The organism is Rhodoferax sp. P1_F3, from assembly GCF_056405715.1.
Genome location: NZ_JBFUBO010000005.1, coordinates 166,134 through 189,534, shown reverse-complemented (window position 1 = coordinate 189,534; position 23,401 = coordinate 166,134). Strand labels below are relative to the sequence as shown.

General features: G+C 60.8%; 20 protein-coding genes and 18 tRNA genes. 27 read left to right on the top strand and 11 right to left on the bottom strand.

The window, feature by feature from the left end; all coding sequences use genetic code 11:
* Positions 1–2: 2 nt before the first annotated feature.
* Positions 3–1,346, bottom strand: a complete 1,344-nt coding sequence (locus AC1DZ5_RS10390) for a dicarboxylate/amino acid:cation symporter (RefSeq protein ID WP_477888696.1) — start codon at positions 1,344–1,346, stop codon at positions 3–5.
* Between the two features lie 166 nt (positions 1,347–1,512).
* Here AC1DZ5_RS10390 and AC1DZ5_RS10385 point away from each other — a divergent pair, with 166 nt between their 5' ends.
* The gene (locus tag AC1DZ5_RS10385) at positions 1,513–2,154 is read left to right on the top strand and encodes an SPOR domain-containing protein (protein ID WP_477888694.1); all 642 of its coding nucleotides are present in this window, start codon (positions 1,513–1,515) and stop codon (positions 2,152–2,154) included.
* A gap of 12 nt (positions 2,155–2,166) precedes the next feature.
* On the opposite strand, the gene AC1DZ5_RS10380 is transcribed toward AC1DZ5_RS10385, so the two are convergent.
* Together AC1DZ5_RS10380 and AC1DZ5_RS10375 are read right to left on the bottom strand one after the other, a co-directional pair.
* Positions 2,167–3,039, bottom strand: a complete 873-nt coding sequence (locus AC1DZ5_RS10380; protein ID WP_477888692.1) for a transglutaminase-like domain-containing protein — start codon at positions 3,037–3,039, stop codon at positions 2,167–2,169.
* A 5-nt stretch (positions 3,040–3,044) separates the two neighbouring features.
* Positions 3,045–3,614 carry an NADPH-dependent FMN reductase gene (locus AC1DZ5_RS10375; RefSeq protein WP_477888690.1) on the bottom strand — a complete coding sequence of 190 codons (570 nt, stop codon included), beginning with the start codon at positions 3,612–3,614 and terminating at the stop codon, positions 3,045–3,047.
* Between the two features lie 170 nt (positions 3,615–3,784).
* Here AC1DZ5_RS10375 and AC1DZ5_RS10370 point away from each other — a divergent pair, with 170 nt between their 5' ends.
* Both AC1DZ5_RS10370 and AC1DZ5_RS10365 read left to right on the top strand, forming a co-directional pair.
* Positions 3,785–4,732: a pseudouridine synthase gene (locus AC1DZ5_RS10370; RefSeq protein WP_477888688.1), complete on the top strand. Its 948-nt coding sequence runs from the start codon at positions 3,785–3,787 to the stop codon at positions 4,730–4,732.
* Complete coding sequence (locus AC1DZ5_RS10365) at positions 4,732–6,000, top strand: esterase/lipase family protein (RefSeq protein ID WP_477888686.1); 1,269 nt, start codon at positions 4,732–4,734, stop codon at positions 5,998–6,000. Before AC1DZ5_RS10370 ends, AC1DZ5_RS10365 begins: the two co-directional genes overlap by 1 nt.
* On the opposite strand, the gene AC1DZ5_RS10360 is transcribed toward AC1DZ5_RS10365, so the two are convergent.
* Both AC1DZ5_RS10360 and AC1DZ5_RS10355 read right to left on the bottom strand, forming a co-directional pair.
* Positions 5,997–6,191, bottom strand: a complete 195-nt coding sequence (locus AC1DZ5_RS10360) for a hypothetical protein (RefSeq protein ID WP_477888684.1) — start codon at positions 6,189–6,191, stop codon at positions 5,997–5,999. The two genes, AC1DZ5_RS10365 and AC1DZ5_RS10360, sit on opposite strands and share 4 nt — an antisense overlap.
* An 87-nt stretch (positions 6,192–6,278) precedes the next feature.
* Entirely contained in the window at positions 6,279–6,569 is a 291-nt protein-coding gene (locus tag AC1DZ5_RS10355) for a TfoX/Sxy family protein (RefSeq protein ID WP_477888682.1), read from the bottom strand.
* A 129-nt stretch (positions 6,570–6,698) separates the two neighbouring features.
* Between AC1DZ5_RS10355 and htpG the strand changes: the two genes are divergently transcribed.
* Positions 6,699–8,681: a molecular chaperone HtpG gene (htpG, locus tag AC1DZ5_RS10350; RefSeq protein WP_477888680.1), complete on the top strand. Its 1,983-nt coding sequence runs from the start codon at positions 6,699–6,701 to the stop codon at positions 8,679–8,681.
* Positions 8,682–8,955: 274 nt separating this feature from the next.
* On the opposite strand, the gene AC1DZ5_RS10345 is transcribed toward htpG, so the two are convergent.
* A complete protein-coding gene (locus AC1DZ5_RS10345; RefSeq protein WP_477888678.1) occupies positions 8,956–9,336 on the bottom strand; it encodes a hypothetical protein in 381 nt (126 codons plus the stop codon).
* Between the two features lie 774 nt (positions 9,337–10,110).
* Between AC1DZ5_RS10345 and AC1DZ5_RS10340 the strand changes: the two genes are divergently transcribed.
* The 19 genes from AC1DZ5_RS10340 (at position 10,111) to AC1DZ5_RS10250 (ending at position 12,884) form a co-directional block, all read left to right on the top strand.
* Positions 10,111–10,186, top strand: a tRNA-Phe gene (locus tag AC1DZ5_RS10340).
* Between the two features lie 4 nt (positions 10,187–10,190).
* Positions 10,191–10,268: transfer RNA gene (locus tag AC1DZ5_RS10335), tRNA-Met, on the top strand.
* 4 nt (positions 10,269–10,272) lie between these two features.
* Positions 10,273–10,347, top strand: a tRNA-Glu gene (locus AC1DZ5_RS10330).
* 8 nt (positions 10,348–10,355) lie between these two features.
* Positions 10,356–10,431 (top strand) — tRNA-Trp (locus AC1DZ5_RS10325).
* 6 nt (positions 10,432–10,437) lie between these two features.
* Positions 10,438–10,514: transfer RNA gene (locus AC1DZ5_RS10320), tRNA-Gln, on the top strand.
* Positions 10,515–10,526: 12 nt separating this feature from the next.
* A tRNA-Leu gene (locus tag AC1DZ5_RS10315) sits at positions 10,527–10,609 on the top strand.
* Position 10,610: 1 nt separating this feature from the next.
* A tRNA-Cys gene (locus AC1DZ5_RS10310) sits at positions 10,611–10,684 on the top strand.
* A gap of 13 nt (positions 10,685–10,697) precedes the next feature.
* A tRNA-Arg gene (locus tag AC1DZ5_RS10305) sits at positions 10,698–10,775 on the top strand.
* Between the two features lie 7 nt (positions 10,776–10,782).
* A tRNA-Asn gene (locus tag AC1DZ5_RS10300) sits at positions 10,783–10,858 on the top strand.
* A gap of 4 nt (positions 10,859–10,862) precedes the next feature.
* Positions 10,863–10,937: transfer RNA gene (locus AC1DZ5_RS10295), tRNA-Pro, on the top strand.
* Positions 10,938–10,942: 5 nt separating this feature from the next.
* Positions 10,943–11,026, top strand: a tRNA-Tyr gene (locus tag AC1DZ5_RS10290).
* 101 nt (positions 11,027–11,127) lie between these two features.
* Positions 11,128–11,203 (top strand) — tRNA-His (locus tag AC1DZ5_RS10285).
* A gap of 11 nt (positions 11,204–11,214) precedes the next feature.
* A tRNA-Thr gene (locus tag AC1DZ5_RS10280) sits at positions 11,215–11,291 on the top strand.
* 6 nt (positions 11,292–11,297) lie between these two features.
* Positions 11,298–11,384: transfer RNA gene (locus tag AC1DZ5_RS10275), tRNA-Ser, on the top strand.
* A gap of 6 nt (positions 11,385–11,390) precedes the next feature.
* A tRNA-Leu gene (locus AC1DZ5_RS10270) sits at positions 11,391–11,476 on the top strand.
* A 418-nt stretch (positions 11,477–11,894) separates the two neighbouring features.
* Positions 11,895–11,970: transfer RNA gene (locus AC1DZ5_RS10265), tRNA-Lys, on the top strand.
* A 61-nt stretch (positions 11,971–12,031) separates the two neighbouring features.
* Positions 12,032–12,108 (top strand) — tRNA-Arg (locus tag AC1DZ5_RS10260).
* Positions 12,109–12,126: 18 nt separating this feature from the next.
* Positions 12,127–12,203, top strand: a tRNA-Asp gene (locus AC1DZ5_RS10255).
* Between the two features lie 240 nt (positions 12,204–12,443).
* Positions 12,444–12,884: an HNH endonuclease gene (locus tag AC1DZ5_RS10250; protein ID WP_477888676.1), complete on the top strand. Its 441-nt coding sequence runs from the start codon at positions 12,444–12,446 to the stop codon at positions 12,882–12,884.
* A gap of 413 nt (positions 12,885–13,297) precedes the next feature.
* Here AC1DZ5_RS10250 and AC1DZ5_RS10245 read toward each other — a convergent pair whose 3' ends face one another.
* From AC1DZ5_RS10245 to AC1DZ5_RS10230, 4 genes are all read right to left on the bottom strand, one after another.
* Positions 13,298–14,965 carry a hypothetical protein gene (locus tag AC1DZ5_RS10245; RefSeq protein WP_477888674.1) on the bottom strand — a complete coding sequence of 556 codons (1,668 nt, stop codon included), beginning with the start codon at positions 14,963–14,965 and terminating at the stop codon, positions 13,298–13,300.
* A 513-nt stretch (positions 14,966–15,478) separates the two neighbouring features.
* Positions 15,479–16,180, bottom strand: coding sequence for a response regulator transcription factor (locus AC1DZ5_RS10240; protein ID WP_477888672.1), 702 nt, complete (start codon positions 16,178–16,180; stop codon positions 15,479–15,481).
* Positions 16,177–17,820 carry a sensor histidine kinase gene (locus AC1DZ5_RS10235; protein ID WP_477888670.1) on the bottom strand — a complete coding sequence of 548 codons (1,644 nt, stop codon included), beginning with the start codon at positions 17,818–17,820 and terminating at the stop codon, positions 16,177–16,179. Before AC1DZ5_RS10235 ends, AC1DZ5_RS10240 begins: the two co-directional genes overlap by 4 nt.
* Before the next feature lie 19 nt (positions 17,821–17,839).
* Entirely contained in the window at positions 17,840–19,189 is a 1,350-nt protein-coding gene (locus AC1DZ5_RS10230) for a vWA domain-containing protein (RefSeq protein WP_477888668.1), read from the bottom strand.
* Positions 19,190–19,615: 426 nt separating this feature from the next.
* Between AC1DZ5_RS10230 and AC1DZ5_RS10225 the strand changes: the two genes are divergently transcribed.
* The 3 genes from AC1DZ5_RS10225 to AC1DZ5_RS10215 all read left to right on the top strand — a co-directional run bounded on the left by AC1DZ5_RS10225 (position 19,616) and on the right by AC1DZ5_RS10215 (position 22,042).
* Positions 19,616–20,764 carry an RNA ligase RtcB family protein gene (locus tag AC1DZ5_RS10225; RefSeq protein WP_477888666.1) on the top strand — a complete coding sequence of 383 codons (1,149 nt, stop codon included), beginning with the start codon at positions 19,616–19,618 and terminating at the stop codon, positions 20,762–20,764.
* Complete coding sequence (gene prfH / locus AC1DZ5_RS10220) at positions 20,761–21,402, top strand: peptide chain release factor H (RefSeq protein ID WP_477888664.1); 642 nt, start codon at positions 20,761–20,763, stop codon at positions 21,400–21,402. The genes AC1DZ5_RS10225 and prfH overlap by 4 nt, the downstream gene beginning before the upstream one ends.
* A gap of 238 nt (positions 21,403–21,640) precedes the next feature.
* Positions 21,641–22,042 carry a hypothetical protein gene (locus tag AC1DZ5_RS10215; protein WP_477888662.1) on the top strand — a complete coding sequence of 134 codons (402 nt, stop codon included), beginning with the start codon at positions 21,641–21,643 and terminating at the stop codon, positions 22,040–22,042.
* A gap of 3 nt (positions 22,043–22,045) precedes the next feature.
* Here the strand turns inward: AC1DZ5_RS10215 and AC1DZ5_RS10210 are convergent, their stop codons facing one another.
* On the bottom strand, positions 22,046–22,621 hold the full coding sequence (locus AC1DZ5_RS10210) for a cytochrome b (RefSeq protein WP_477888660.1): 576 nt from the start codon (positions 22,619–22,621) through the stop codon (positions 22,046–22,048).
* A gap of 237 nt (positions 22,622–22,858) precedes the next feature.
* Between AC1DZ5_RS10210 and AC1DZ5_RS10205 the strand changes: the two genes are divergently transcribed.
* Positions 22,859–23,302 carry an FKBP-type peptidyl-prolyl cis-trans isomerase gene (locus tag AC1DZ5_RS10205; protein ID WP_477888658.1) on the top strand — a complete coding sequence of 148 codons (444 nt, stop codon included), beginning with the start codon at positions 22,859–22,861 and terminating at the stop codon, positions 23,300–23,302.
* The last annotated feature ends 99 nt before the right edge of the window (positions 23,303–23,401 follow it).

Here is a 23,401-nt window from a genome sequence, read left to right as displayed (position 1 = left end):
GATCAGTGCTTGGCAGGCACCGCCATGTGATCCACGCGCTGGTCCAGGATGGCTTCGGGGTCTTGGGCTTCCTGTGCGGTGGGGTGGTTCAGGCCGGCGTGCAGGCGCTGCATGTCCAGATCACCCGTCCACTTGGCCACCACCAGCGTGGCCACGCCGTTGCCCACCAGGTTGGTCAGCGCACGGGCTTCACTCATGAAACGGTCAATACCCAGAATCAGCGCCAAACCCGCCACGGGCACACCGCCCACGGCAGACAGCGTGGCCGCCAGCACGATAAAACCGCTACCGGTGATGCCGGCCGCGCCCTTGGAGGTGAGCAGCAGCACCGCCAGCAGAGTGATCTGCTGGGTCAGCGTCATGGGGGTGTCGGTGGCCTGGGCGATGAACATGGCGGCCATGGTCAGGTAGATGGAGGTGCCGTCCAGGTTGAACGAGTAGCCGGTGGGAATGACCAGGCCCACCACCGATTTGCGAGCGCCCAGGTTCTCCAGCTTTTCCATCATGCGCGGCAGCACCGATTCAGACGACGAGGTACCCAGCACGATGAGCAGCTCTTCCTTGATGTAGCGCACAAACTTGAACACGCTGAAGCCATGCAGCTTGGCCACAATGCCCAGCACGCCAAAGACGAAGAACAGGCATGTCAGGTAGAACGCGCCCATGAGCTTGCCCAGCGAGAACAACGAGTCCACGCCGTACTTGCCGATGGTGAAGGCCATGGCACCAAAGGCGCCGATGGGAGCCACTTTCATGACGATGCCCACGATGTCGAACAGCACGTGCGAGGTCTTCTCGATGAAGTCAAACACCATGGTGCCGCGGCCGCCAAACTTGTGCAGCGCAAACCCAAACAACACCGAGAACAGCAGCACCTGCAAGATCTCGCCCTTGGCAAACGCATCCACCACCGAGGTGGGAATGACGTTGAGCAGAAAGTCCACCGTGCCCTGCATCTTGCCGGGGCCGGTGTAGGCGGCGATGCCCTTGGTGTCCAGCGTGGTCGGGTCCACATGCATGCCCGCGCCGGGCTGCAGCACGTTCACCACCACCAGGCCAATGATGAGCGCCAGCGTGGACACCACCTCAAAGTACAGCAGGGCCAGGCCACCGGTCTTGCCCACCTTTTTCATGTCTTCCATGCCGGCGATGCCAATCACCACGGTGCAGAAGATGATGGGCGCAATGATCATCTTGATGAGCTTGATAAAGCCATCGCCCAGCGGCTTCATATCGGCCCCCACTTGCGGGTAGAAATGCCCCAGCAACACCCCCACGGTGACGGCAAACAGCACCTGGGCGTAGAGGGATTTGTAGATGGGCTTGCGCACAGCAGTCTTGGACATGGCCGGGGCCTTTGGAAGGGGGTGGTGGAGACGATCAGGGAAGGCCCGAACGATACGGTTTGGGGGCCGCGCAGCCAACTGTGGCGTTCATCAGTAGGGTTAACCCTAGACGCCCCGGGCTTGCGCTACATTTTGCGTATCCGCCTTATCCAGAAAGCAGCTGCCCATGCACCCTCTGTTGACCTCTTTGAACAGCACCCAGCGCGTGCGCAACGGCCTGCTGGCCCTGGCCTGTATGGCGCTGCTGTCGGGTTGCTCAATCTGGCCCAAATCGTGGACGCTGTCACCCGACCCCGCACCGGCCCAGGCCAGCACCCCGGCCGAGACTGACGCCAGCAAGACGCAGGTGGCGCCGCCCCAGTTTGTCGAGACCGCGCCGCAGGAGGCACGGCAAGAAGTCGTAGTGAACCCCGTGGTGGTGCCGGCGCAAACCGAGACAACCCCGGTGGCGGCCATGGCCCCTGCATCGCCGCCGCCTGCGCCCACTGCCGCTGCGACAGCGCCTGCCAAGGCTACCAAGGGTGCAAAAGGGGCCAAGGGCGCCAAGGCCATCAAAACCGCCCCCTCTGGTGGCCTGGAACATGCCTTCTATATCAATGTGGGCCTGTTTGCGGTACCCACTAACGCCAGCAACGCATCGCAAAAGCTGGCGGAGGCGCAACTGCCCGTGTTCACCCAAGACCTGCAAACCAAAAAGGGCAAGCTGACCCGTGTGCGCGTGGGCCCCTTCAGCAACCGCGCCCTGGCCGAGACCGCGGCCACCAAGATCCACGCCATGCAGCTGGACGCCATCGTCTTCGAGCATTGAGCGCACCGCCGCTCACAGACCGGGCGTGACTTCTTCGGCCAAGACCGTAAAGCGCTGCAGCGTGTTGGGGCCAAAGGTGTTGACCAGCGCCACGTCACAGGCGTCGCGGCCCCGCGCCATCAGCACGCGCCCGATGCGGGGCGTGTTGTTGCGCGCATCGAAGGTGTACCAGTAGCCGCCCAGATAGGCCTCGAACCAGGCCGCGAAGTCCATGGGCCCTGGCGCGGCCTGGCAGCGAATATCCCCTAGATACCCCGTGCAGTAGCGTGCCGGGATGTTCATGCAGCGGCACAGCGCAATGGCCAGATGGGCGTAATCCCGGCACACGCCCTGGCCTTCGCGGTAGGCCTCCAGCGCGGTGCGGGTGCGCCGCGCGTGGTGGTAGCCAAACTCGATGTGCTGGTGGACAAAGTCGCAAATGGCCTGCACCCGCGCCCAGCCCGTGGGGCCGCTGCCAAACTTCAGCCAAGCCAGATCCGACAGTTGATCCGTTTCGCAGTAGCGGCTGCCCATCAGGTACACCAGCACCGCCTCGGGCAGTTGCTCCACCGGCACCTGTTGCACCGTTGGTACCACCACGTCGGGCAGGCCCGTATCGTGCACCAGGGCATCCGTGCGCAGCACCAGGCGCCCCTGCGGCGCGACGATGCGGCTGCACCAGTTGCCAAACGCGTCGCGGTAGGTGTCCACCGGCACAGGGGGCTCAGTCTGCAGCAGGTCTGGAATGATCAGGTCGCCGGCACGCGTGTAGTGGATGCTGAGCGCCAGCAGCATGGGCGTGGGCGCGGGGCACCGGTACTCCATCTCAAAGCCCACACGAATCTGCAGCCCGGTGTTCGCCTCACCTGCCGGGGAGTAGGAGCCAAGTTCCAGAGACAGCAGCATGGCGGCTACCCATTGGTGGGTTGTTCGTCGGCTTGCTTCTTCACCCAGACGACATAGCGGTCCATCCAGTCCTGCATGAACTCCAGGCTGGCGTGGCCAATCTTGCCGTCGCTGTCAAAGAAGTCGTCCTTGGCGTGCAGAAACGCCTCGGGCTGGCCCATGGTGGGCACATCCAGGTAGGCCAGGATGTTGCGCAGGTGCTGCTGCGCCAGCGCCGTGCCGATGGCCCCGACAGAGATGCCCAGGACACCGGCTGGCTTGCCGGCCCACGCGCTCTGGCCGTAGGGGCGCGAGGCATGGTCAATCGCGTTCTTCAGCACGCCGGGGATGGATCGGTTGTACTCCGGTGTGACAAACAGCAGCCCGTTGGCGCTCTTGATGTCGTCCTTGAGCCGCTTGACGGAGGCGGCCTGGTTGCCGTCATCGTCCTGGTTGTAGAGCGGCAGGTCGTCCAGGGCCAGCTGCTGGAACGTAAATTCAGGGGGCGCCAGCAAGGCCACGGCGCTGGCCAGCTTGCGGTTGAAAGAGTCACGGCGAAGACTGCCGACCAACACGGCGATACGGTAAAGGCTCATGGGTTTACTCCTCAAAACACCCATGCTGCGCTTCCCAGCAGCCCGTCACCGTTCGCAAGCGCACAGAACGGCCACTAGCCCTGTCGTTGGCCGTGGCGGCAATTTAGGAAACAAATTGGCACCCAGCCCCCGTAAAATATGCGCAAGCAGCTCCTAAAAACATAGCACCCATGACCGACCAAAAACCGCCCGCCCCCACCTTCCGCCGCGCCGCGCCACCACCGGCGCGCGCCGCCATTCCCGCGGGCCAGACCAACACCGCCGCCCAGGGTGCAGGCGGCACCGTGCGCCTGAACAAACGCATGGCCGAGCTGGGCATGGCCTCGCGCCGCGAAGCCGATGAGTGGATTGGCAAAGGCTGGGTCAAAGTGAACGGCAAGGTGGCCGAAATGGGCATGCAGGTGCTGCCCGGCGTGCGCATCGAGATCGACAAACAGGCCCAGGGCCAGCAGGCCAACCAGGTCACCATCCTGCTGAACAAGCCCATTGGCATCGTCAGCGGCCAGGCCGAAGACGGGCACGAGCCCGCCATCACCCTCATCCAGCCGCAAAACCGCTGGGCCGAGGACAACGCCCGCTTCTTCTTCCACGGCAGCCAGCTCAAAAGCCTGGTACCGGCCGGCCGGTTGGACATTGATTCCACCGGCCTCTTGGTGCTGACGCAAGACGGCCGCGTGGCGCGCCAGCTGATTGGCGAAGACTCGGTGATGGAAAAGGAATATTTGGTGCGCGTGGTCTATACCGGCGTGGCCAACAGCGCGGCGGCCAACTCGCCTGCTGCCACGTATGGTGGCAAAGTACAGCAGCTCAGCCGCATTGACGACGACGACCCGGTGAGCAGCGATGTGCAAAGCGTGTTTCCGCCTGAGAAGCTGCGCCTGCTGCGCCACGGCCTGCGCCTGGACGACCAGGCCCTGAAGCCCGCCAAAGTGGAGTGGCAAAACCCCGAGCAACTGCGCTTTGTGCTGACCGAGGGCAAGAAGCGCCAGATCCGCCGCATGTGCGAGCTGGTGGGCCTGCGCGTGGTGGGCCTCAAGCGCGTGCGTGTGGGCAAGGTCATGCTGGGCAACCTGCCCGTGGGCCAGTGGCGCTACCTGCAGCCGCACGAAAAGTTCTGATGGCCTTGCCCCCCCGCCCCAAGGCACTGCAGCACTTTCGCGCAACTGACCTGCGCGGCGTGGTGCAACTGGCCACCCAGGCCACCCGTGGCGTGGCCCGCATGGCCGAGGGTGTGCACCAGTCGGTCTGGGGCAGCATGGGCGTGCCGGGCGGCAAAACGGCCGGCACCACGCGCGGCCTGACGGGCCTGATTTACCAAACCGTGCAGGGCGTGACCCAGCTGGTGGGAAGCGGCGCCGAGGCCATCTTGGGCCGGCTGCAGCCGCTGCTGGACGCGGCCGATGCCGCATCGCCCGAGACCCCACGGCGCGAGGCCGTGCTGGCCGCGCTCAACGGCGTGCTGGGCGACCGCTTGGCCACCAGTGGCAACCCGCTGGCCACCCGCATGCAATTACGCCACGCGGGCCAGGCGCTGGACTGGACCAAGCCAGCCACGCTACCCGCGGCCGCCACGGTCGGCGGCAAGCTGCTGCTCATCCTCCACGGCCTGTGCATGAATGACCTGCAGTGGACCCACACCACGGCGAGTGGTGAAGTGCGCAGCCACGCCACCGCCCTGGCCGCGCTGGGCTACACCCCGGTGTACGTGCGCTACAACAGCGGCCTGCATACCTCCGACAACGGCGCGGCGCTGGCAGCAGAGCTGGACCAACTGGTGGCCCACTGGCCCGTGCCGGTGACCGAGATCACCGTGCTGACGCACAGCATGGGGGGCTTGATCACGCGCAGCGCGGTGCAGCAGGTGCGCGAGAACCGACCTGCGTGGCTGCAGGTGTTGAAGAACATCGTTTTTCTGGGCACCCCGCACCATGGCGCGCCACTGGAACGTGCGGGCAACTGGGTGGACGTGATTCTGGGCGCCACGCCCTATTCGCGCCCGTTTGCCAAGCTGGGTCAGTTGCGCAGCGCCGGCATCACCGACCTGCGTTATGGCTTTGTCAGCCCGCAAGACTGGCAGGGTCGCAACCGTTTTCAGCGCGGGCCGGACCGCCGGGTGCCCGTGCCACTGCCCGAGGGCGTGACCTGCTACACCCTGGCCGCCACCACTGCCAGCCAGCGCGGCGCGCTGGCCGACCGGCTGCTGGGCGATGGCCTGGTGCCGCTGCGCAGCGCGCTGGGCCTGCACAATGATGCCAAGCGCACCCTGGTGTTTGCCAAGCCGAACCAGTGCATTGCCTACCGCATGAACCATATGGAACTGCTGCACCGGCCCGAGGTGACCACGCAGTTGCTGGCCTGGCTGACGCCAGGTGCGGTGTCTATTTAGCGTTTGTCGGGTAGTGGTTCGCCGTCCAGGCCCGCGGGCAGGGTGGGCTCATAGCCCTCCACCAATCCGTCCACACTGGCCTCCCACAGACCCCAGGCCGTGTCGGTATCGCTCTCGGTCACATCGGGCACGGGCAAAGGGTCCAGCAAGCCGTCAAAGGGCTTGCGACTGGAAGGCTGGTCCGGTTTCATAGTGTTGGTTTCTTCCCTGCATGCATTTTTGGGCAATGTAGCGCCAACGCCCACGCAAGGGAAGACTTGGCGGCAAGCCCCTCAGCGCTACTCGCCTTTAGCCGTATTGGCGCCCCGTTCGCAATCTTCCAGCGCCAGCAGCAGGCTGGTGCGGTGGTCACGGGCCACGTCTTGCCAATGCAGACCGGAAATAGCGCCCTCCAGCGCCCACAGCAGGTTCAGGCTGACACGGGCTCCGGAACGCTTGGTCTGCACATAAGCTGCCACGGCCCCCAACGACTGCAAGTCAGCCAGGGTGTGAATGCCCGCCCGCGCCAGCATCTGTTGGGACTTGGGGCCTAGGTTGGGTAGCGTTGCAATCGAGCCAGCTATTTGCATAGGGCCAATGTAGCCAAAACACCCCCGTCTTGAAAACTCCCGGCCTCGCCCATAATTGAAGGTTGCTCGCGCCATAGGGACCGCCTGACTGGCGCGCGAACCGTTTTATTGAGACTCAGAGACCTATCTATGACCAAGCAAACCATGAATTTCCAGGCCGAAGTGGCGCAGCTACTGCACCTGGTGACCCACTCGCTGTACTCCAACAAAGAGATTTTTCTGCGCGAGCTGATCTCCAACGCGTCGGACGCCTGCGACAAGCTGCGTTTTGAGGCCATCAACAACAGCGGCCTGTACGAAAACGACGCCGAACTGAAGGTCAAGGTCACCTTTGACAAGGACGCCAAGACGCTGACCATCACCGACAACGGCATTGGTCTGAGCCAACAAGAAGCCATCGACAACCTGGGCACCATTGCCAAGAGCGGTACCAAGGACTTTGTTTCCAAGCTGACCGGCGACCAGAAGGCGGACAGCAACCTGATCGGCCAGTTCGGCGTGGGCTTCTACTCCGGCTTCATCGTGGCCGACAAGATCACCGTGGAATCGCGCCGTGCCGGCCTGCCCGCTGACCAAGCCGTACGCTGGGTCAGCGACGGTGGCGCCAGCGGTGGCGGTGCGTTTGAGGTGGAAAGCATCACCCGCGAAGCACGCGGCACCAGCGTCATCCTGCACCTGCGCGACGATGCACAAGACTACGCCCAGGCCTGGAAGGTCAAGGGCATCATCAACAAGTACTCCGACCACATCAGCCTGCCCATCCAGATGGAAAAGGAAGAGTGGAAAGACGGCGAGCTGATCAACCCGTCTGACGAAAACGGTGGCCGCCAGCCCGGCGCCATGGTCAAGACCGGCGAATGGGAAACGGTGAACAAGGCCAACGCCATCTGGTCGCGCGCCAAGAAGGACATCAGCCAAGAGCAGTACGACGACTTCTACAAACAGATCAGCCACGACTTTGAAGCGCCGCTGGCCCACACGCACAACCGCGTGGAAGGCAGCACCGAATACACCCAGCTGCTGTACATCCCCGGCAAGGCGCCGATGGACCTGTACAACCGCGAAAAGTCCGCCGGTGTGAAGCTGTACGTCAAGCGCGTGTTCATCATGGACGACGCCGAAGCCCTGCTCCCCACCTACCTGCGCTTTGTGAAGGGCGTGGTGGACTCTGCCGATCTGCCCCTGAACGTGAGCCGCGAGCTGCTGCAAGAGAGCCGCGACGTGAAGGCCATCCGCGAAGGCTGCACCAAGCGCGTCTTGGGCATGCTGGAAGATTTGGCCAAACACGACAAGTTGCCCGAAGCGGGCGCTGATGGCGTGACCGATGTGGTGTCTGAAGAAGACAAAGCCAACGTCGGCAAGTACAGCAAGTTCTACGCAGAGTTTGGCGCGGTGCTGAAAGAAGGCCTGGGCGAAGACTTTGCCAACAAGGAGCGCCTGTCCAAGCTGCTGCGCTTTGCATCCAGCACCACCGACAGCGTGAGCGTGTCGCTGGCCGACTACAAGGCGCGCATGAAAGAAGGCCAAGAGGCCATCTACTACATCACCGCCGACAACGCGGCCGCCGCCAAGAACAGCCCGCAACTCGAAGTGTTCAAGAAGAAGGGCATCGAAGTGCTCTTGATGACCGACCGCGTGGACGAGTGGGCGCTGAACTACCTGCACGACTTCGACGGCACCCCCATGCAATCCGTCGCCAAGGGCGCCGTAGACCTGGGCAGCCTGCAAGACGAAGCCGAGAAGAAGGCCGCCGAAGAGGCCGCCGAAGCCTTCAAGCCCCTGCTGGCCAAGCTGAAGGAAGCACTGAAGGACAAGGCCGAAGACGTGCGCGTGACCACCCGCCTGGTCGACAGCCCCGCCTGCCTGGTGGTGCAAGACCACGGCATGAGCACCCAACTGGCCCGCATGCTGAAACAAGCTGGCCAGGCCGCGCCCGAAGTGAAGCCCGTGCTGGAAGTGAACGCCGAACACGCGCTGGTGAAAAAGCTGGACGGCTCGGTGCACTTCAACGACCTGGCCCACATCCTGTTTGACCAGGCCCTGCTGGCCGAAGGCGGACTGCCTGCGGACCCGGCAGCGTATGTGAAGCGGGTGAATGCCTTGCTGGTGTGATGCGCGAGGGGTTTAGAGGTTAAATCGGCCTCTAGCCCGCGTGGAATATGCGCAAGCAGCTACCGAATTCGTAGCAAATGACTCATAAAGAAAGCCCCGCAGTCGCAAGACTGGCGGGGCTTTTTGTTGGGGCTATGGGAGAGAGAGCGGCTGAAGTGGCCCAAGTGCGCCCATTGGCGTGTGACTGCTTTCAAGCAATGCTCGTCGGCCCTTAGCGCTACCACGCCAGTGGGTGATGGCTTAGCCTTCTTGTCTGATATCTGGCATTTTCCACTCAAGAGGCCTGCATCTTCGAGGTGTTGTCTTTGGTCGCACCGATTATTCGCTTGAGCTCGGCTCGCCCAGCACGGTCCGCATTCGTCCAGGCAACGCGGCACATGGCAATGAACTTCTCTTCAGCGGGGTCTGCGGCCGTCTCTGGGTGCTCTTGATCCAACCATCCTGCAGGCTTTGATCGCTTCGATTCAAACTGTCGTGCTAGCTTGTCGCCCACCGTCCGGCCAGACTTGATCTGGCTCCACATGCTCAGCGAGACTTCCAGCGATGTGGCAAAGCCACCCTCCAAACCAGCAAGCGGTTCCCCCTTTGAAACACGCTCCTGCACAAAAACCTGGTGCAGGGAGAGAAGGTTGCGGAGTCGAATGTTTGCGATCATGAGATTTGCAATTTTACAACAACAGTAAAAAAGTTTTACTTTTCACTTGCGCCGAAAAGTAAAAAACATTTACACTTCATCCCATCGCAGGCAAAAGTGCATGCGTTTAACCTGAAACCCATTTTTCGAAACCAACCGCAAAAGAGACCATCGTGATCGCAAGAACCGCACCCCACCTCACACACAGCCCCATTGGCTGCGGTGCGGTCCTGCGCGCTTCGAATCCCTGTGGCTTGCCCACATATCAGCGAGAGCAACGACTGGGCACATGGTCCCTGAATCATTCAACGAGCGCAATTGCCAAAACCACTTCCGTCGGGAGTGATTTTGAGAATTCGTTCCAACCGGGCGGAGGTAGCGTGTAGCTAACTCCCGTTTGCCTACAAGCAACCCGGTTTCTCGCAAGAGAACCGGGTTTTTTTCTTTCTGGGCCACTCCATGTGGCCATGCCAACAGCGCATCGACGCAGTGGCAAGTGATCTTTAACAAGTTGGTGTCATGTCTGGTATCGGGACCAACGCAACTTTGCGCATGCAAGGTTGTGCCGGTGCCAGTGAAATAGTTGCGGGGATCCGTTAGGTCTGCCTGATGGGTAATGCGTGTGCGTCCTCGACCTATTTCGACAGTGTTTGCAAACAAGGCCGTTGCGCAGTTCCTGCTCGGCATGGGGCAACCCATGCACGGAACTCGGCCTGATGTGCCAGCGCCTCGCACGGGGTGGTTGGTGCAACGTACGCGGGTGGTGCGTTGTGAGCATTGTCGAAATAGGTTTTTGGATTGGTAGCTCAGTGGGTAGAGCGCTGCGTTGAAGGCGCAGGCGTCGAAGGTTCAAACCCTTCCCGATCCACCACATTCGCAGGGTAGAGAAGCCCGGTTAACTCGCAAGGCTCATAACCTTGAGATCGCCAGTTCAAATCTGGCCCCTGCAACCATCCTGTCGCATTCGACTTCTGGTGAGGTCAGCAGGCTTTCATCCTGCGAAGAGGGGTTCGAATCCCCTATGCGATACCAGTTTCAGTATCTCGATAGCTCAATGGGCAGAGCGCTGGTCTCCAAAACCAGAGGTTGAGGGTTCGAAGCCTTCTCGGGATGCCATCACATGGGGGGTTAGCCAAGTGGCCTACGGCATCGCGCTTTGACCGCGACATTCGGACGTTCGAATCGTCCACCCTCTGCCAGATTCAGTTTTACCCCCGGTGGCTAATGGAAACCGGCACACCTACCTGCCTTAGAAGCAGGGCTCTTGCGAGTTCGAATCTCGCCTGGGGGACCATATGCGCGTAGCCAAGTGGCCTGGCGTTCGGCTGCAACCCGAAATAGGCTGGTTCGATTCCAGTCGCGCATTCCAGTTATCCAATTTCGCGCCCATAGCTCAGCTGGACCAGAGCACTTGCCTACGAAGCAAGGGGTCGCACGTTCGAATCGTGCTGGGCGCTCCAATTTCAATTCCCAGTAGCTCAGTTGGTAGAGCGCCGCACTGTTAATGCGGATGTCGTTGGTTCGAGACCAGCCTGGGGAGCCAATTTCCGTGATTAGGCAAGTGGCATGTCGCCTGCTTTGGGAGCAGGACGTCGGGTGTTCGATTCACCCATCACGGACCAATTTTGGACGTTTGACCGAGAGGCCGAAGGTGGCGGACTGTAAATCCGCTCGTAACTGCACGCTGGTTCGAATCCAGCAGCGTCCACCAATTCGAGCAACGGATCTGCCGGGACGCCGACGGGTCATCAGTGCGAGCGGCATCTGGTGCCGCGCGGGGAAGACGCACCGTTGCCCGATCCCTATTTAGTGGTGACTGTAGCCAAGTGGTAAAGGTCCCGCGCTGTGACCGCGGTATGCGTGGGTTCGAATCCCATCAGTCACCCCAACACCATGTTTGCCCATGTAGCTCAGCAGGAAGAGCAACCGCCTTGTAAGCGGTAGGTCGAGCGTTCGAAACGTCTCCTTGGGCACCACACGTTGGAAGGTTGGCAGAGTGGCAATGCAGCGGCTTGCTAAGCCGTGGCTCCGCAAGGGGTCCATCAGTTCGATCCTGATACCTTCCGCCAAGCAATGCCCGAGTGGTGGAATCGGAAGACACGGCAGACTCAAAATCTGCTGCCATTGCGGCGTGCCGGTTCAAACCCGGCCTTGGGTACCAAATGTCAAGAATTGCAACGCCTGCTGGTCATGGCGTTGCATGCACGGGTCGACCTGGCCCCGTAGACCACAAAGCCAGGAACTATGCCGTGCAGCAACTGCAGTCGCCACCGATAGGCGGCGTGGAAGCTGAGCCCATGGCCATAGACGCGGTCCCCCAGACAAGATAGCCGCGAGGGGGGCATCGGACGCAACCCGACAAGCCTGTGCAAGACAGGCTGTTGAGTATCGGCGCCGGCTCATTGGAGCTGTGCGGCCGAAGCTCATACCTCACCAATACACCAGGAGCTTCCATGAAATCGAAGACACGAAAACCTTCGGCCCCGCGCAACCCTTTCGTCGCGGCGGCCAAATTCAAGAAGGCTGGCGCACACGCGAAGACAAACAAGGCGTTGCGTCGCCTGGAGAAAGTTAATGAAGGGCGTTTAGCTCATTTGGTAGAGCACCCGGCTTTTAACCGGATGGTGCCGAGTTCGAACCTCGGAACGCCCACCACGCAAAGTGAATTCCAAAGCCAATGGTTTCGGAATGCGTTTTGCAATTTGAAATCCATCGCGTCCCCGTAGCTCAATCGGATAGAGCGCAACCCTCCGAAGGTTGAGGTCGCCAGTTTGAGCCTGGCCAGGGACTCCATTCGCAAAATCCATTTTTGGCCCGTTAGCTCAGCCTGGTAGAGCACCTCCCTGTCTAGGAGGCCGTCGGGGGTTCGAATCCCCCACGGGTCGCCACCTTCCCCATACCTCAGACACCGGGTCAATTCCTGTTGTGGGTACCACACACATGACACCTCTTGGGATCACAAGATTTCAGAAAGGAAATGGCCACAAACGGTCACAGGTGCAATCGTGAATCAAAACAGAATCCTCCAACTTGACGTGCAAGGTGTCCCACAGTCCTGGGTGAGTCCGGAACGTGCGGCTGGCTATTACGCCACTGATGACGTGGTTTGGACAGTGGGCGAAACCTGTATGACCCTGCGGGGCGGCGTCAACGCCACCAGCGGCGTGCAGTCACGCATTGATCTGGCCCCCATCATTGCCGTCAAGGGATGCGCCAGTGTCAACCTGTTCGATGTCACTCCGACCCTGACCAATCGCAAGCTATTTGCCCGCGACAGGCATGTCTGCGCGTACTGCGGAGCAGTGTTCAAACACGAGGATTTGACTCGTGAGCACATTCACCCCCGGTCGCGTGGTGGCCAGGACAACTGGCAGTCGGTGGTCAGTGCCTGCCGTGGCTGCAACAACCTCAAGGCAGATCGTTTTCCACACGAAGCGGGAATGGCCTTGCTTTACACACCCTATGTGCCCAGTCTTTACGAGGACTTCATTTTGTCTTCAAGGCACATTCGGGCTGACGTGATGCAGTGGTTGCTGGCCAGGGTGCCCAAGGGATCGCGACTGATCTGATGGCTCTCCCGCAATAGTGGGGGCCTACCTGGGAATACACAATGGGCCAAGTGCCGCCATTAGCCAATGACGGCTTTGGCGAGGCAACTTTCACGCTTCGTCCTGGCGCACTCTGCCGGGGCTGAAAATTCAGCTTCCGCTGCGAGCGGTTGATCGTCACGACCGACTACTTTCGACCAAAGCTGCCGTCTGTGCACGGCCGTACATCATGCTGTTTCGAAGCCGGTCGAATGAGTTGAACGCCTTCATCGGCGGTGAGCCAAAGGTGTACGGTCGATCAATGGTGCAAACTTTTAGCCAAGATCTGTGATCTTTGAATAACGCACTCACTCTCAGTTGATAAGTCAAGAGAAACCGGTCTAAGTAAAACAGTCTCCCATCTAGCTTTAGAGCATGGACAAGGGTGACGAGTCCTATCTACGGACATGGCGGAACAGGAGGCCAGTGGGAGAGAACTTTCTAGCCCGGTCCTCGGCCACGATATTGGTGAACTTGGTCTTGATGTCCTTGAGATTGGCAAATCCAGCGCTGCCGGCGATACCGGACGCCACCCCTAGTGCAACGCTGCCAGTTAGGGCAGCCGCCACCGCCAGTCCTCCTGTTGCCACGCACTGGGTCACATCAACGCCAAACAGCTTGAGCTTCTTGAGCCTCGCCTCGGCAATTGCTTTTTGGTGGGCGCGAAACGCCTGCTCAAGGTTCTCGACCACTTGATCGGCAGTTCTGAAATAGTTGTCGGGGTTGATGCCGACAAGGTCAGACACGCCGTGCCCAAGGATCGCCCGAACCTCTTCAGCAAGTCCTTGCTTGCGGATCTGCAGAATGGTTTCAGGGGGAACGTTGCCCAGCCATTCCAAGTTTTTCCCTGTTTCACTCATCAAAGCCCTGACTACATGCATGCTAGTGCGGTCCTTCTCGTCTCCGCGAACAGGAGCGCCCTCGTACTCCAGCATCCAGGTGTAGTGCAGCCATGACGTTTCCGCGTTGATCAGCGGTGTGCCTCCGAAATGCCGTGCATTCCGTTGCGCAGCCACAGCCTGCGGCATTCGGCCAAGACACGCCTTGAAGACGTGATTCCCAGCAACCTTCGGATCCAGTCCCGGGAATAGCGCATCCTTCATCGCATGTTCAAGCTGGGCCTTGGGTTCGCTTCCCCACTCTGTGTCGAAGATCAGCCGATCTTTCCCTTTCAACTCCGCCAGCACGCTTTCCACGGTGGGGAGGTTCCCGCAGAACTCCTGCAAGTCCTCCACCGACTCGAACTGCCGTCCGAACAGGTAGCCCGCATGCTTGCAGGTAAGCGGCTCGCATTCCGCCACAAGGGCGGACCTGCCATCGTCTTCAAAGTCCGAGGGGTTGGGCACAACCAAGGCTAGAGGGGGAGCGATGTCAGCTGTCGCAAGCTCGCGATAGCCCATTGCAGTGAACGTATGCTTAACGAGGATGCTGACGAATTCCTTCGGCGGCATCACATGGAGAAGCGGGGCTATACGCATGATCGGGCAGGGCAGCACGATGGTGTCTACATAGAGGCCTGCCGTCGAAACGGCGTTCTCCCAATATGGCGGGAACAGATCACCAGCGAATGTCGCCTTCAGCTGTGTGCCGTCTTGTAGGTGATACGCCGCAGCATCTGCGATGGAATTCCAGAACTCCCTGACGACCTGAGCGAGTTCTGGCAGCCCTTTGATGAAGCTCTCCACCAGCTTAGGATCGTTGGAGATCAATCGCCCAGCTTGACCGGGATTGCCTCCGGCCTTGATCATCGGTTCGTAGAAGGCACCGAACTGCTGGAACAGAAAGTCAAAATACGCTGACTGGATGTCGGCGAGGCTCACGGCCTTCTTGGCGTCCTCTCGCTGACGCATGGCGACCATTGCAAGCGTAAAGGACCGGATGCGACCGTCCACGGTGCGAGGATCGACCTTGCCGTCCGCGCGTAGCCGTATTGCTTCGAAGCTGCGAAAGAAATCGTCAGCGAGGTGCGCTGCAAAGTGCACTTTCCCTGCCTGAAGCTGCTCCCTCGCTAGGAACACGCGATCCGTAAGATCCTGGATCTCTTCTTCGGAATATTCCCTCATCAGCATCCTCTCTGGGGTCGTAGATACCGGGGAAGTTTTCGATCCGCGGCCGATTATTGTCGTTGTCCTCTGCGCCATTCGTCCCCGAGTCCTGCCACGCCGAGGAACTCGCCGGAACTTCCCTTGAATCTGAGATCCGCCAGACCGCGCATGAATGTCCAGCGACCGCAATGTGGCCGAGACCGCTAGTTCATCATTTGGCCACGACCGACTGGACTCGCTGCATTCCGGCTGTCAATCGTACCCGTCCATTGAACCCTCTTCGAAAGTCAGCTACCACGTCATAAATCCGAGATGCCAGAAGTCCGCTTCGGGTCGACTACAGCCACCCCACCCAGCACAAAAACGAGCTGGCACAAACGCACATTAGGTGGTGCAGAGTTTTTACCTCTTAAGCCCTCCTGCTTAAGTCGTACAGCCCCAACTCCATTCGCAGAACCTACAGAGTAAAATCCGCCTCTAGCCCCCGTGGATATTTCGCAAGCAGCTATACAAACAATAGCAACCATCAACTCAAGAAGCCCCCGGCTCGTCATACCGGTAGCCCACTCCATGCACGGTGGCAATGATGGCGGGGGCTTTGGGGTCGCGCTCAATGAGTTTGCGCAGCTTGGAGATGTGTTGGTCTAGTGTGCGGCTGTTGGGGAAGTAGTCTCGCCCCCAGCAGTGGTTAAACAGGCTGTCGCGGTCCACCACTTTGCCTTTGTGTTGCAGCAAGTGCTGCAAGATTTTGACGTCGCGCAGGCTCAGGTCTATTTGCGTGTCGTCCCGGCGGGCGCGCAGTTGCGATGGGTACAGCTCCAAGTCGCCAATGCGCACGGTATCTGTCGCAAGCTCTGGCGTGGGCGTGCGCGCCAGTGTGCGGCGCGTTACTGCGCGGATGCGGGCCACCACCTCGCGCACGCCAAAGGGTTTCATGATGTAGTCATCGGCCCCCAGCTCCAGGCCCAGCACGCGGTCTATCTCTTCGGACTTGGCGCTGATGAAGATCACGGGCACGTCGTTGTCCACGCGCCGTATCTCGCGGCAAACGGTGTAGCCGTCGCGCTTGGGCATCATGATGTCCAGCAGCACCAGTTGCGGCCGCTGCGCATGAAACAGTGCCAGTGCCTGCTCCCCATCGCTGGCCAGCATGGGGGTGTAGCCTTCGGCCTCCACCACGTCGCGCAGGCCCTCGCCAATGTGCAGGTCGTCTTCAGCGATCAATACTTTCATGGCGTCTGCTCCACAAACTCGGTGCGCAGGGTTACGCGAAAGTGCGCGCCGGCCTGCGCAGCTTGCAAGGTGACGTCGCCCCCGTGCTGGCGGGCCAACTGGCGGGCAATGTCCAGCCCAATGCCGGTGCCAGCCACGCCATCGGTCAGCTTGGAGCTGATGCGGTAGAAAGGCTCAAACACCCGCTCGCACTCACTGGCAGGGATGCCTGGGCCCAAGTCGCGCACGTCGATGGTGCTCACGCCTTGGGTTTGGGTGGTCTCTATATAAATTGCGCCACCGCTGGCGGCATATTTCTCGGCGTTACTCAAGAGGTTGTTCAAAATTTGCTCCAGCGCCTGCGCGTCCAACATGACCACGCGCGGCGCCTGCGCTGTGCATTGCACGGTGATGGATTTGGCCTCCAGCGCGGGGCGGAATGCGGCAATGCAGCGCGCTACTACCTCGTCCACCACGCCTTGTTGCAAGGCCAGCGTGAACTGTGCTTTTTGGAGTTGCCCCAAGCGGAGCACGTTGGCAATCAAGCGCGAGAGGCGTTGGCTCTCGGCGGTGATGATGCCCAGGTACCGGTGCGCTTTGCTACCGCCTGCCGCCTGCTCGTCCACCACAGGGTCCAACTCATCTTCCATCAGCTCTGCATACAGGCGGATGTTGGTTAGGGGAGTTTTTAGCTCATGCGACACCTGGTTCACAAAGTTGACCCGCTGTTGGGCCAGGCGCATTTCGCGCGTGTGTTCGCGGTACAGGTACAGGGCCAAGCCTACCAACGCAAGGGCCAACCCCAGCAAGCCGGCCACCAGGCCCCACGTATTCACCACGCCCGCTGTGGCCAGCGCGGGGCCAAAGTATTCCAGCTTCCAGGTGCCCAAGGGGTGGCTCAGTGGGCGCATGGCCAAACTCTTTTCGCCACTGGCGGGCTGGTAGCTTCCCCACTCGTACACCACCTGCCCATTGCCATTAACCAGACGGGTGCTGCTCTTGGCCTGGGAGCCATCCGCACTGGTAGAGGGCAGCAGTGCAATGATGTCTGCCACCAGCGCCACGGGCGCTAGCTCCACCCCCACCAGGCGGTTCTGCGCATCGCGCAGCCAAAAGATGTGGTGCAACTCTGCATTCCAGTGCCATGTGTACCAGCCCCACTGCGCAGGCCCCGCATCGGCGCTGGCTGCGCTTGCGCCATAGCGTTTGGACACAAGACTATTTGCATTTGCGCTTCCCACCGCACCACCAATCGATGCCCCCTGGGTAAGCAACCCGGGGTTGTCCCAAAGGGCTGCTGTGCGCTGGACAAACTGTTTTTCTGACTCAGTCAGGGCGGCAGTGGGTGAGGGATAGACACGCTTGCCGTCAGCACCAATCACAAACGCTTGCTGCACCACACCCAGTTCCTGGGGCAGCGCGGCAAGCGCCTGGGTGTCGAGCGGCTGCGCTCGGAGGCGAATCACCCAGTCGTCTTGCAGCGCGCGGAAGTAGGCGTTGATGGTGTCGTCCACGTTGCCCAGTTGGGACTGCACCAGTTCTTGCACCTGCGCTGCCGCCACCCGTTGTTCGTTGTTGGCCATGCGCAGGCCCAGCCATGCAAGCAGCCCCACTGGCAGCAGCACAATCAACAACAGAATGACGGCAATCTTCTTTTGCAAACCTACTCCTACTTTTTTGCTACTTTTGCTGTTTTTCCAGCTTGTATTGATCAGCCTTGATGGACTTGCGAGACGCCTTCCACTCGGCGCTGTCCTTTGACTCCATCTTGGAGGCTTGCTCTTTGGTACTTGCCTCCATTTCCTGCAACGCGGGAGCTGGGGCGCCCGCGCTTCCCAGACTGGCGGCATTCTGGCTCAAGTAGTTACTATTTTCTTCCAAGACCTTTTTGGCTTCTTCTATCTTGCCTTCGTCACGCAAACGCAGGGCGTTTTTGCTCTTTTCGTTGGCGACTTGTTGCACCGCAGAGATCATGGTTTTCTTGTCGGTCGCGCTGGCCACGGCTTGTTCAGAATCGGAAAAGCTGACGTTCACCGAGCGGTTCATGCGTTCGGTGGATTTGCTCTGCATGTTCAGGTATGACACATCCACATCGGCCAGGTCCATGGTTTGTCCGGCCTTGCGGGCGGGTACCGCCACCTCCAGCACCACGTATTTTTCTTGCTGGCTATAGAGCTGGCTCATGCGCAAGCGCACCACGCCATCGGCAATTTCACCTTCACGGCCCAGAATGCGAATGGGGCGGATGCCGGGTTTGAGACGAATGGTCACCTCCACCTCTTGCGCGACGACAGAGCCCACGTCACCAAACTCGCGCTGAAAGATGCTCGCCAGATCGCGTGAGTTGTCCACAAACATGTGGTTGCCATCACTGTAAGAGGCGAGCTGGGTCATCAAGTCTTCGTTGTAGTCGCGGCCCAAGCCGATGGTGGTCACGCTCATGCCCTGGCGCGCCAGCGCGGCACCCAGCTGCCCCAACTCGGCAGGAGAACTTGGGCCTATGTTGGCCTGGCCGTCGGAGAGCAAGATGACACGGTTGACACGGTTCTTGTCCAGAAACTTGCGCACCTCTGCGGCGCCTTTGCTCACACCGGCAAACAAGCCCGTTCCACCATTGACATAGATGCCGCGAATGGCCCGCGCAATGCGCTCTTTGTCCGACACCTTGGTGGCGGGGGTGACCACTTCCACCGTGTTGTCAAAGGCCACCACGGAGACGATGTCGTTGGACTGCAAGGTGTTTACCGCCATGATGGCGGCCTCTTTGGCGCGCTCGATGCGATCCCCGCCCATAGAACCCGACTTATCGATGACGATGGCAACGTTGGCCAGCGGTCGATCGCCCTGCGCCTGCAACTCAAAGCCCGTCAAGGCCACTTTAAGAAAGGTAGTTTGCGCACGCCCAGCCTGCACCACTGGCGTGCCCAAGCGTGCTTCAAAGTCAATAGACTTGGCCTGCACGCCCGATGCCACCGCTAGGCCCAAAGGCACCAGCAGCACGCCGCACAGTCGACTCAGTATTTCTTTCATTTCAAGACCCCTTAGGATTGGATGGTAAGTGCGAAATTTGCCAATCCAGTTTCTTGAAAATGCGCATATGGCTGGTGAGATTAGTTTGAGAAATTTGTAAAAAGTTTGTATTGCGAGCCCATTGCAAGAGATGCGCTGTCGCATAAACGCATCAGCAATGCATCGCCCATTTGCCACACACCGCGTCTCCCGTTAAAGTCGCGCCCTGCAGTTTTCGCCGTGGCATCCAGCCAGCGCGCAACCACTGCACTCCCCACCCTTTCATCCACCTACCAGGAGAACAACATGCAAAAGAACACGACCTCCCTGTGGGCTGGGTCAGCGGTGGCGGGGCTTATCAACTAAGCCTCTCCCGCCTTTTTTAGCGTGCCAACGGCGCGCGTCTGTCCCGGTCCGGTTTCAACGATTTTTGAATCTGGATTTTTAATGGGCAATTTTGTCAAACACGTGTCGGACCGCGCCTGTGTGGTCGCGTCTGACGCTACGTGGATGGAAGACGCTGCCATCGCGCAGCTCATCACCACATCGCAACTGGAGGGCATGCAACGCGTCGCAGGCATGCCCGACTTGCACCCTGGGCGCGGCTATCCAGTAGGGGCCGCATTTTTCTCAACACAACAGTTCTACCCCGCTTTGGTGGGCAATGACATTGGCTGCGGCATGGCGCTGTGGCAAACCGACTTGCGCGCCAGCGCCATCAAGCTCGACAAGCTGGAAAAGCGCGTGAGCAACATCGATAGCCCCATGGAGGACACCGCGGCGGTGACGCAAGCCATGGCGCGCTGTGATGTGCAACACAGTGGCCACGGGGCCTCGCTGGGCACCATTGGCGGTGGTAACCACTTTGCAGAGTTTCAGCAAGTAGACACGGTGCACGACCCCGAAGCGCTGGCCGCACTCGGCATCGACAAGCAGTACCTGCTGCTGTTGGTGCACAGCGGCTCGCGCGGTTTGGGTGAACGCATCCTGCGCCAGCACGTGGATGCCTTTGGCCACCGCGGTTTGCAGGCCGACACGGCAGAGGCTGCTGACTATCTGGCGCAGCACGATGCGGCTCTGCGCTACGCGCGCTGCAACCGCCAACTGGTGGCGCAGCGGCTGCTGGCCAATGTGCGCGCCGATGGCCGCTGTGTGCTGGACGTGCACCACAACTTTGTGGCCAGCACCAGCATCCATGGCCAGATGGGCTGGCTGCACCGCAAGGGCGCCACGCCATCGGACCAAGGTGCGGTGCTGATACCCGGCTCGCGCGGGGACTACAGCTACCTGGTGCGCCCCACGCGCCTGTGCCACGACACGCTGCTGTCGCTGGCACATGGCGCGGGGCGCAAGTGGATTCGCTCGGCCTGCAAAGACCGCTTGTTCAAGCTGATGACTCCCACGCAGATGGGCCGCACCGCACTGGGCAGCCGCGTGATCTGCAACGACAAGCAGCTCATCTACGAAGAGGCACCGCAGGCGTACAAGGGCATCGACAGCGTGGTGCAAGCGCTGGTGGGCGCCGGGTTGGTGGAACTGTTGGCGCGGACCAAGCCGGTGCTGACCTACAAAACCCGTGGGGAGTGCTGCGAATGATCTTGCTACAACTGACAGCCAACACCGGCCCGGAAGAATGCTGCCTGGCCGTGCGCAAGGCTTTGCAGGTCTTGCTGCGGGAATGTGCCGACATAGACGTCAGCGCCGAGCTGCTGGAGGAGGTGCCCGGTGACAGATTGGGCAACCTGCGGTCTGTGCTGCTGGCGCTGGAAGGCGACGCGGCCCATGCCGTGGCGCTGCGCTGGCGCGGCAGCGTGCAGTGGAGCTGCCCCAGCCCCTACCGGGCAGGGCACAAGCGCAAGAACTGGTTCATAGGTGCGGAGGTGTTTGAGCCCGATGCGCCAAACGCCAGTGAAGCACTGCAGGACAAAGACCTGCGCTTTGAAACCCTGCGTGCCAGCGGCCCCGGTGGCCAGCACGTGAACAAGACTGACTCTGCCGTGCGCGCCACGCACGTGCCCACCGGCCTGAGCGTGAAGGTGCAGACCGAGCGCAGCCAGCATGCCAACAAACGCCTGGCCCGCGCACTGTTGGCGCACAAGCTGGCCAGTGCGGCAACCGAGGAAGCCACCGCCGCCCGCAATGCGCGGTGGCTACAGCACTACGGAGTGGCGCGGGGCAATGCGGGACGGGTATTCAAGGGCGACAGGTTTGTGGAGGTACAGCTGAACAATTAGTACGAAATCAGCCTCTAGCCCTGTGGAATATGCGCTAGCAGCTACTGAATTAGTAGCAATTCGTGCCAAACATAAGCCCCACCGTTGCAAAACTGGTGGGGCTTTTGCATGTAGCAACGACAATTCTGTGTCTGCTCAATCGCCAAATTCCAACCATGCACGAGTATCTCGGATGCCACCCCGCAATGCTTCAAGAACCGTCTCGTTGGAGCAATGACCCTGCACAGATTAGATAAAAATGCCCCTACCCCTCACCGCCCCCCACATCCCCAAACCCGTCTGGCTGCTGCTGGTGGTGTACTTCATCGCCAGCCTGACGCACTTTGCGCACAACGCGGAGTTCATTGCGATCTACCCCAACATGCCCGCCTTCATCACGCGGGAGACGGTGTATTGGGCTTGGCTGGCGGTCAGCAGCCTGGGGGTGGCGGGGCTCATCGTGAGCCGCTTGGGGCTGCATGCGCTGGGGGCGCTGCTGCTCATGGCTTACGGCGCCTGCGGGTTCGACGGCCTGCTGCACTACACGCTGGCCCTGTGCTCCGAGCACACCCTGGCCACCAACCTGACGATCTGGTTTGAAGTGCTGGCGGGCTCGGCGCTGGCGATTGGCACCTTGTGCATGCGGCGCCAAGCCCGGTAGGTTTCAGCGATTTTTGCGGCGCAGAACGGGCGCCATGGCGGCGAGCACGTCGTCTTTGAGCACCACGTGGTGGTAGATGGCGGCCACGGCATGCAGGCCAGCCAGCCAGAGGATGGCGTCGCCAAAGAACTGGTGCACGTCGCCCCAGTCCACGGTATCCACCAAGGGGATTGCCTGAGTCCATGGCAGCTCGCTAATACGAACGCCGCCTAGCAGGGTCAGGGGATGCCCTTCGGTTCCTAGCGCAAGCACTGCGGTAAACGGTGTCGCCAGCATGAGCACCCACAAACCCAGATGCGCGCCCTTGGATGCCCACTGCATCCACGCTGCCATTTCAAACTGGGGCGCCGCGGGGCGTGCAGCCATCCAGAGCAAACGCAGCAGTGTCATAAAGAACACCAAGAGGCCCAGCGACTCGTGCCACACGATGTCCCATCGGGTCGCGGGGTCTAGGCCATCACGCATTTGGCGGCCGAAGTGTTCAGGCCCCAGGATGAAAGCCGCGACGACCGCGATGGCTGTGAGCCAGTGAAAAGCGCGACTGACAGCGTCATAGCGCAGAGGTTCTGAAATACGCATGGATCCTCCAAAAAGACCAATGTAGCCCCGCCAGATTAAGCGCCGATTAAGACTGGGGCGAGCGCGTCCGCAAGGCCAGGCTGAATGAACGCACGGTGATCGAGTTGCGCAACCCCTTGCCAACACCGGAAACGCCCTCGAACCGGCACGAGCTGTGGTACGGCGTGCGGCGCTGAACGATGGCAGGCCGCAGGCTGACACAATGCCAGCTGGATGAACTCTTCAACACTGACTGACATGAACACCTTTTTGCGACACACCGCCCTGGCTTTGGCCCTGGCCACCAGCTCTCTCACTTGGGCGCAAAACGCCACCACCGCGGCCGCCGCCAAGGAAGACGGCGCCGTGGTCAGCAGCACCGGGCTGGTGTACCGCTCGCTGAAGGACGGCAGCGGCGCCAGCCCCAGCGCCACCGACAAGGTGAAAGTGCACTACCGCGGCACCTTCCCCGATGGCCGTGAGTTCGATAGCTCATACAAGCGCGGCGAGCCGATCGAGTTTCCGCTGAACGGCGTGATCAAGTGCTGGACCGAAGGCGTGCAGCGCATAAAGATTGGCGGCAAGGCCAAGCTGACCTGCCCACCGCAAATTGCCTATGGCGAGCGCGGTGCGGGTGGCGTGGTGCCCCCCAATGCAACGCTGGTGTTTGAAGTGGAACTGCTCGGCATCAACGGCAAGTAAGCCACACGCGCAGTGCGTGGGCCGGCGCACCGACGCCTAGCAGCACTCCTTCCAGAATGGGCCGAACTCCACGGGCAAGTGCCTGCCGGGGTCGGCCCA

Excerpts from the sequence above, each read along its gene's own strand:
- AC1DZ5_RS10390 (WP_477888696.1), bottom strand. The coding sequence starts at position 1,346 with ATGTCCAAGACTGCTGTGCGCAAGCCCATCTACAAATCCCTCTACGCC.
- AC1DZ5_RS10385 (WP_477888694.1), top strand. The coding sequence starts at position 1,513 with ATGCACCCTCTGTTGACCTCTTTGAACAGCACCCAGCGCGTGCGCAAC.
- AC1DZ5_RS10380 (WP_477888692.1), bottom strand. The coding sequence starts at position 3,039 with ATGCTGCTGTCTCTGGAACTTGGCTCCTACTCCCCGGCAGGTGAGGCG.
- AC1DZ5_RS10375 (WP_477888690.1), bottom strand. The coding sequence starts at position 3,614 with ATGAGCCTTTACCGTATCGCCGTGTTGGTCGGCAGTCTTCGCCGTGAC.
- AC1DZ5_RS10370 (WP_477888688.1), top strand. The coding sequence starts at position 3,785 with ATGACCGACCAAAAACCGCCCGCCCCCACCTTCCGCCGCGCCGCGCCA.
- AC1DZ5_RS10365 (WP_477888686.1), top strand. The coding sequence starts at position 4,732 with ATGGCCTTGCCCCCCCGCCCCAAGGCACTGCAGCACTTTCGCGCAACT.
- AC1DZ5_RS10360 (WP_477888684.1), bottom strand. The coding sequence starts at position 6,191 with ATGAAACCGGACCAGCCTTCCAGTCGCAAGCCCTTTGACGGCTTGCTG.
- AC1DZ5_RS10355 (WP_477888682.1), bottom strand. The coding sequence starts at position 6,569 with ATGCAAATAGCTGGCTCGATTGCAACGCTACCCAACCTAGGCCCCAAG.
- htpG (WP_477888680.1), top strand. The coding sequence starts at position 6,699 with ATGACCAAGCAAACCATGAATTTCCAGGCCGAAGTGGCGCAGCTACTG.
- AC1DZ5_RS10345 (WP_477888678.1), bottom strand. The coding sequence starts at position 9,336 with ATGATCGCAAACATTCGACTCCGCAACCTTCTCTCCCTGCACCAGGTT.
- AC1DZ5_RS10250 (WP_477888676.1), top strand. The coding sequence starts at position 12,444 with ATGACCCTGCGGGGCGGCGTCAACGCCACCAGCGGCGTGCAGTCACGC.
- AC1DZ5_RS10245 (WP_477888674.1), bottom strand. The coding sequence starts at position 14,965 with ATGAGGGAATATTCCGAAGAAGAGATCCAGGATCTTACGGATCGCGTG.
- AC1DZ5_RS10240 (WP_477888672.1), bottom strand. The coding sequence starts at position 16,180 with ATGAAAGTATTGATCGCTGAAGACGACCTGCACATTGGCGAGGGCCTG.
- AC1DZ5_RS10230 (WP_477888668.1), bottom strand. The coding sequence starts at position 19,189 with ATGAAAGAAATACTGAGTCGACTGTGCGGCGTGCTGCTGGTGCCTTTG.
- AC1DZ5_RS10225 (WP_477888666.1), top strand. The coding sequence starts at position 19,616 with ATGGGCAATTTTGTCAAACACGTGTCGGACCGCGCCTGTGTGGTCGCG.
- prfH (WP_477888664.1), top strand. The coding sequence starts at position 20,761 with ATGATCTTGCTACAACTGACAGCCAACACCGGCCCGGAAGAATGCTGC.
- AC1DZ5_RS10215 (WP_477888662.1), top strand. The coding sequence starts at position 21,641 with ATGCCCCTACCCCTCACCGCCCCCCACATCCCCAAACCCGTCTGGCTG.
- AC1DZ5_RS10210 (WP_477888660.1), bottom strand. The coding sequence starts at position 22,621 with ATGCGTATTTCAGAACCTCTGCGCTATGACGCTGTCAGTCGCGCTTTT.
- AC1DZ5_RS10205 (WP_477888658.1), top strand. The coding sequence starts at position 22,859 with ATGAACACCTTTTTGCGACACACCGCCCTGGCTTTGGCCCTGGCCACC.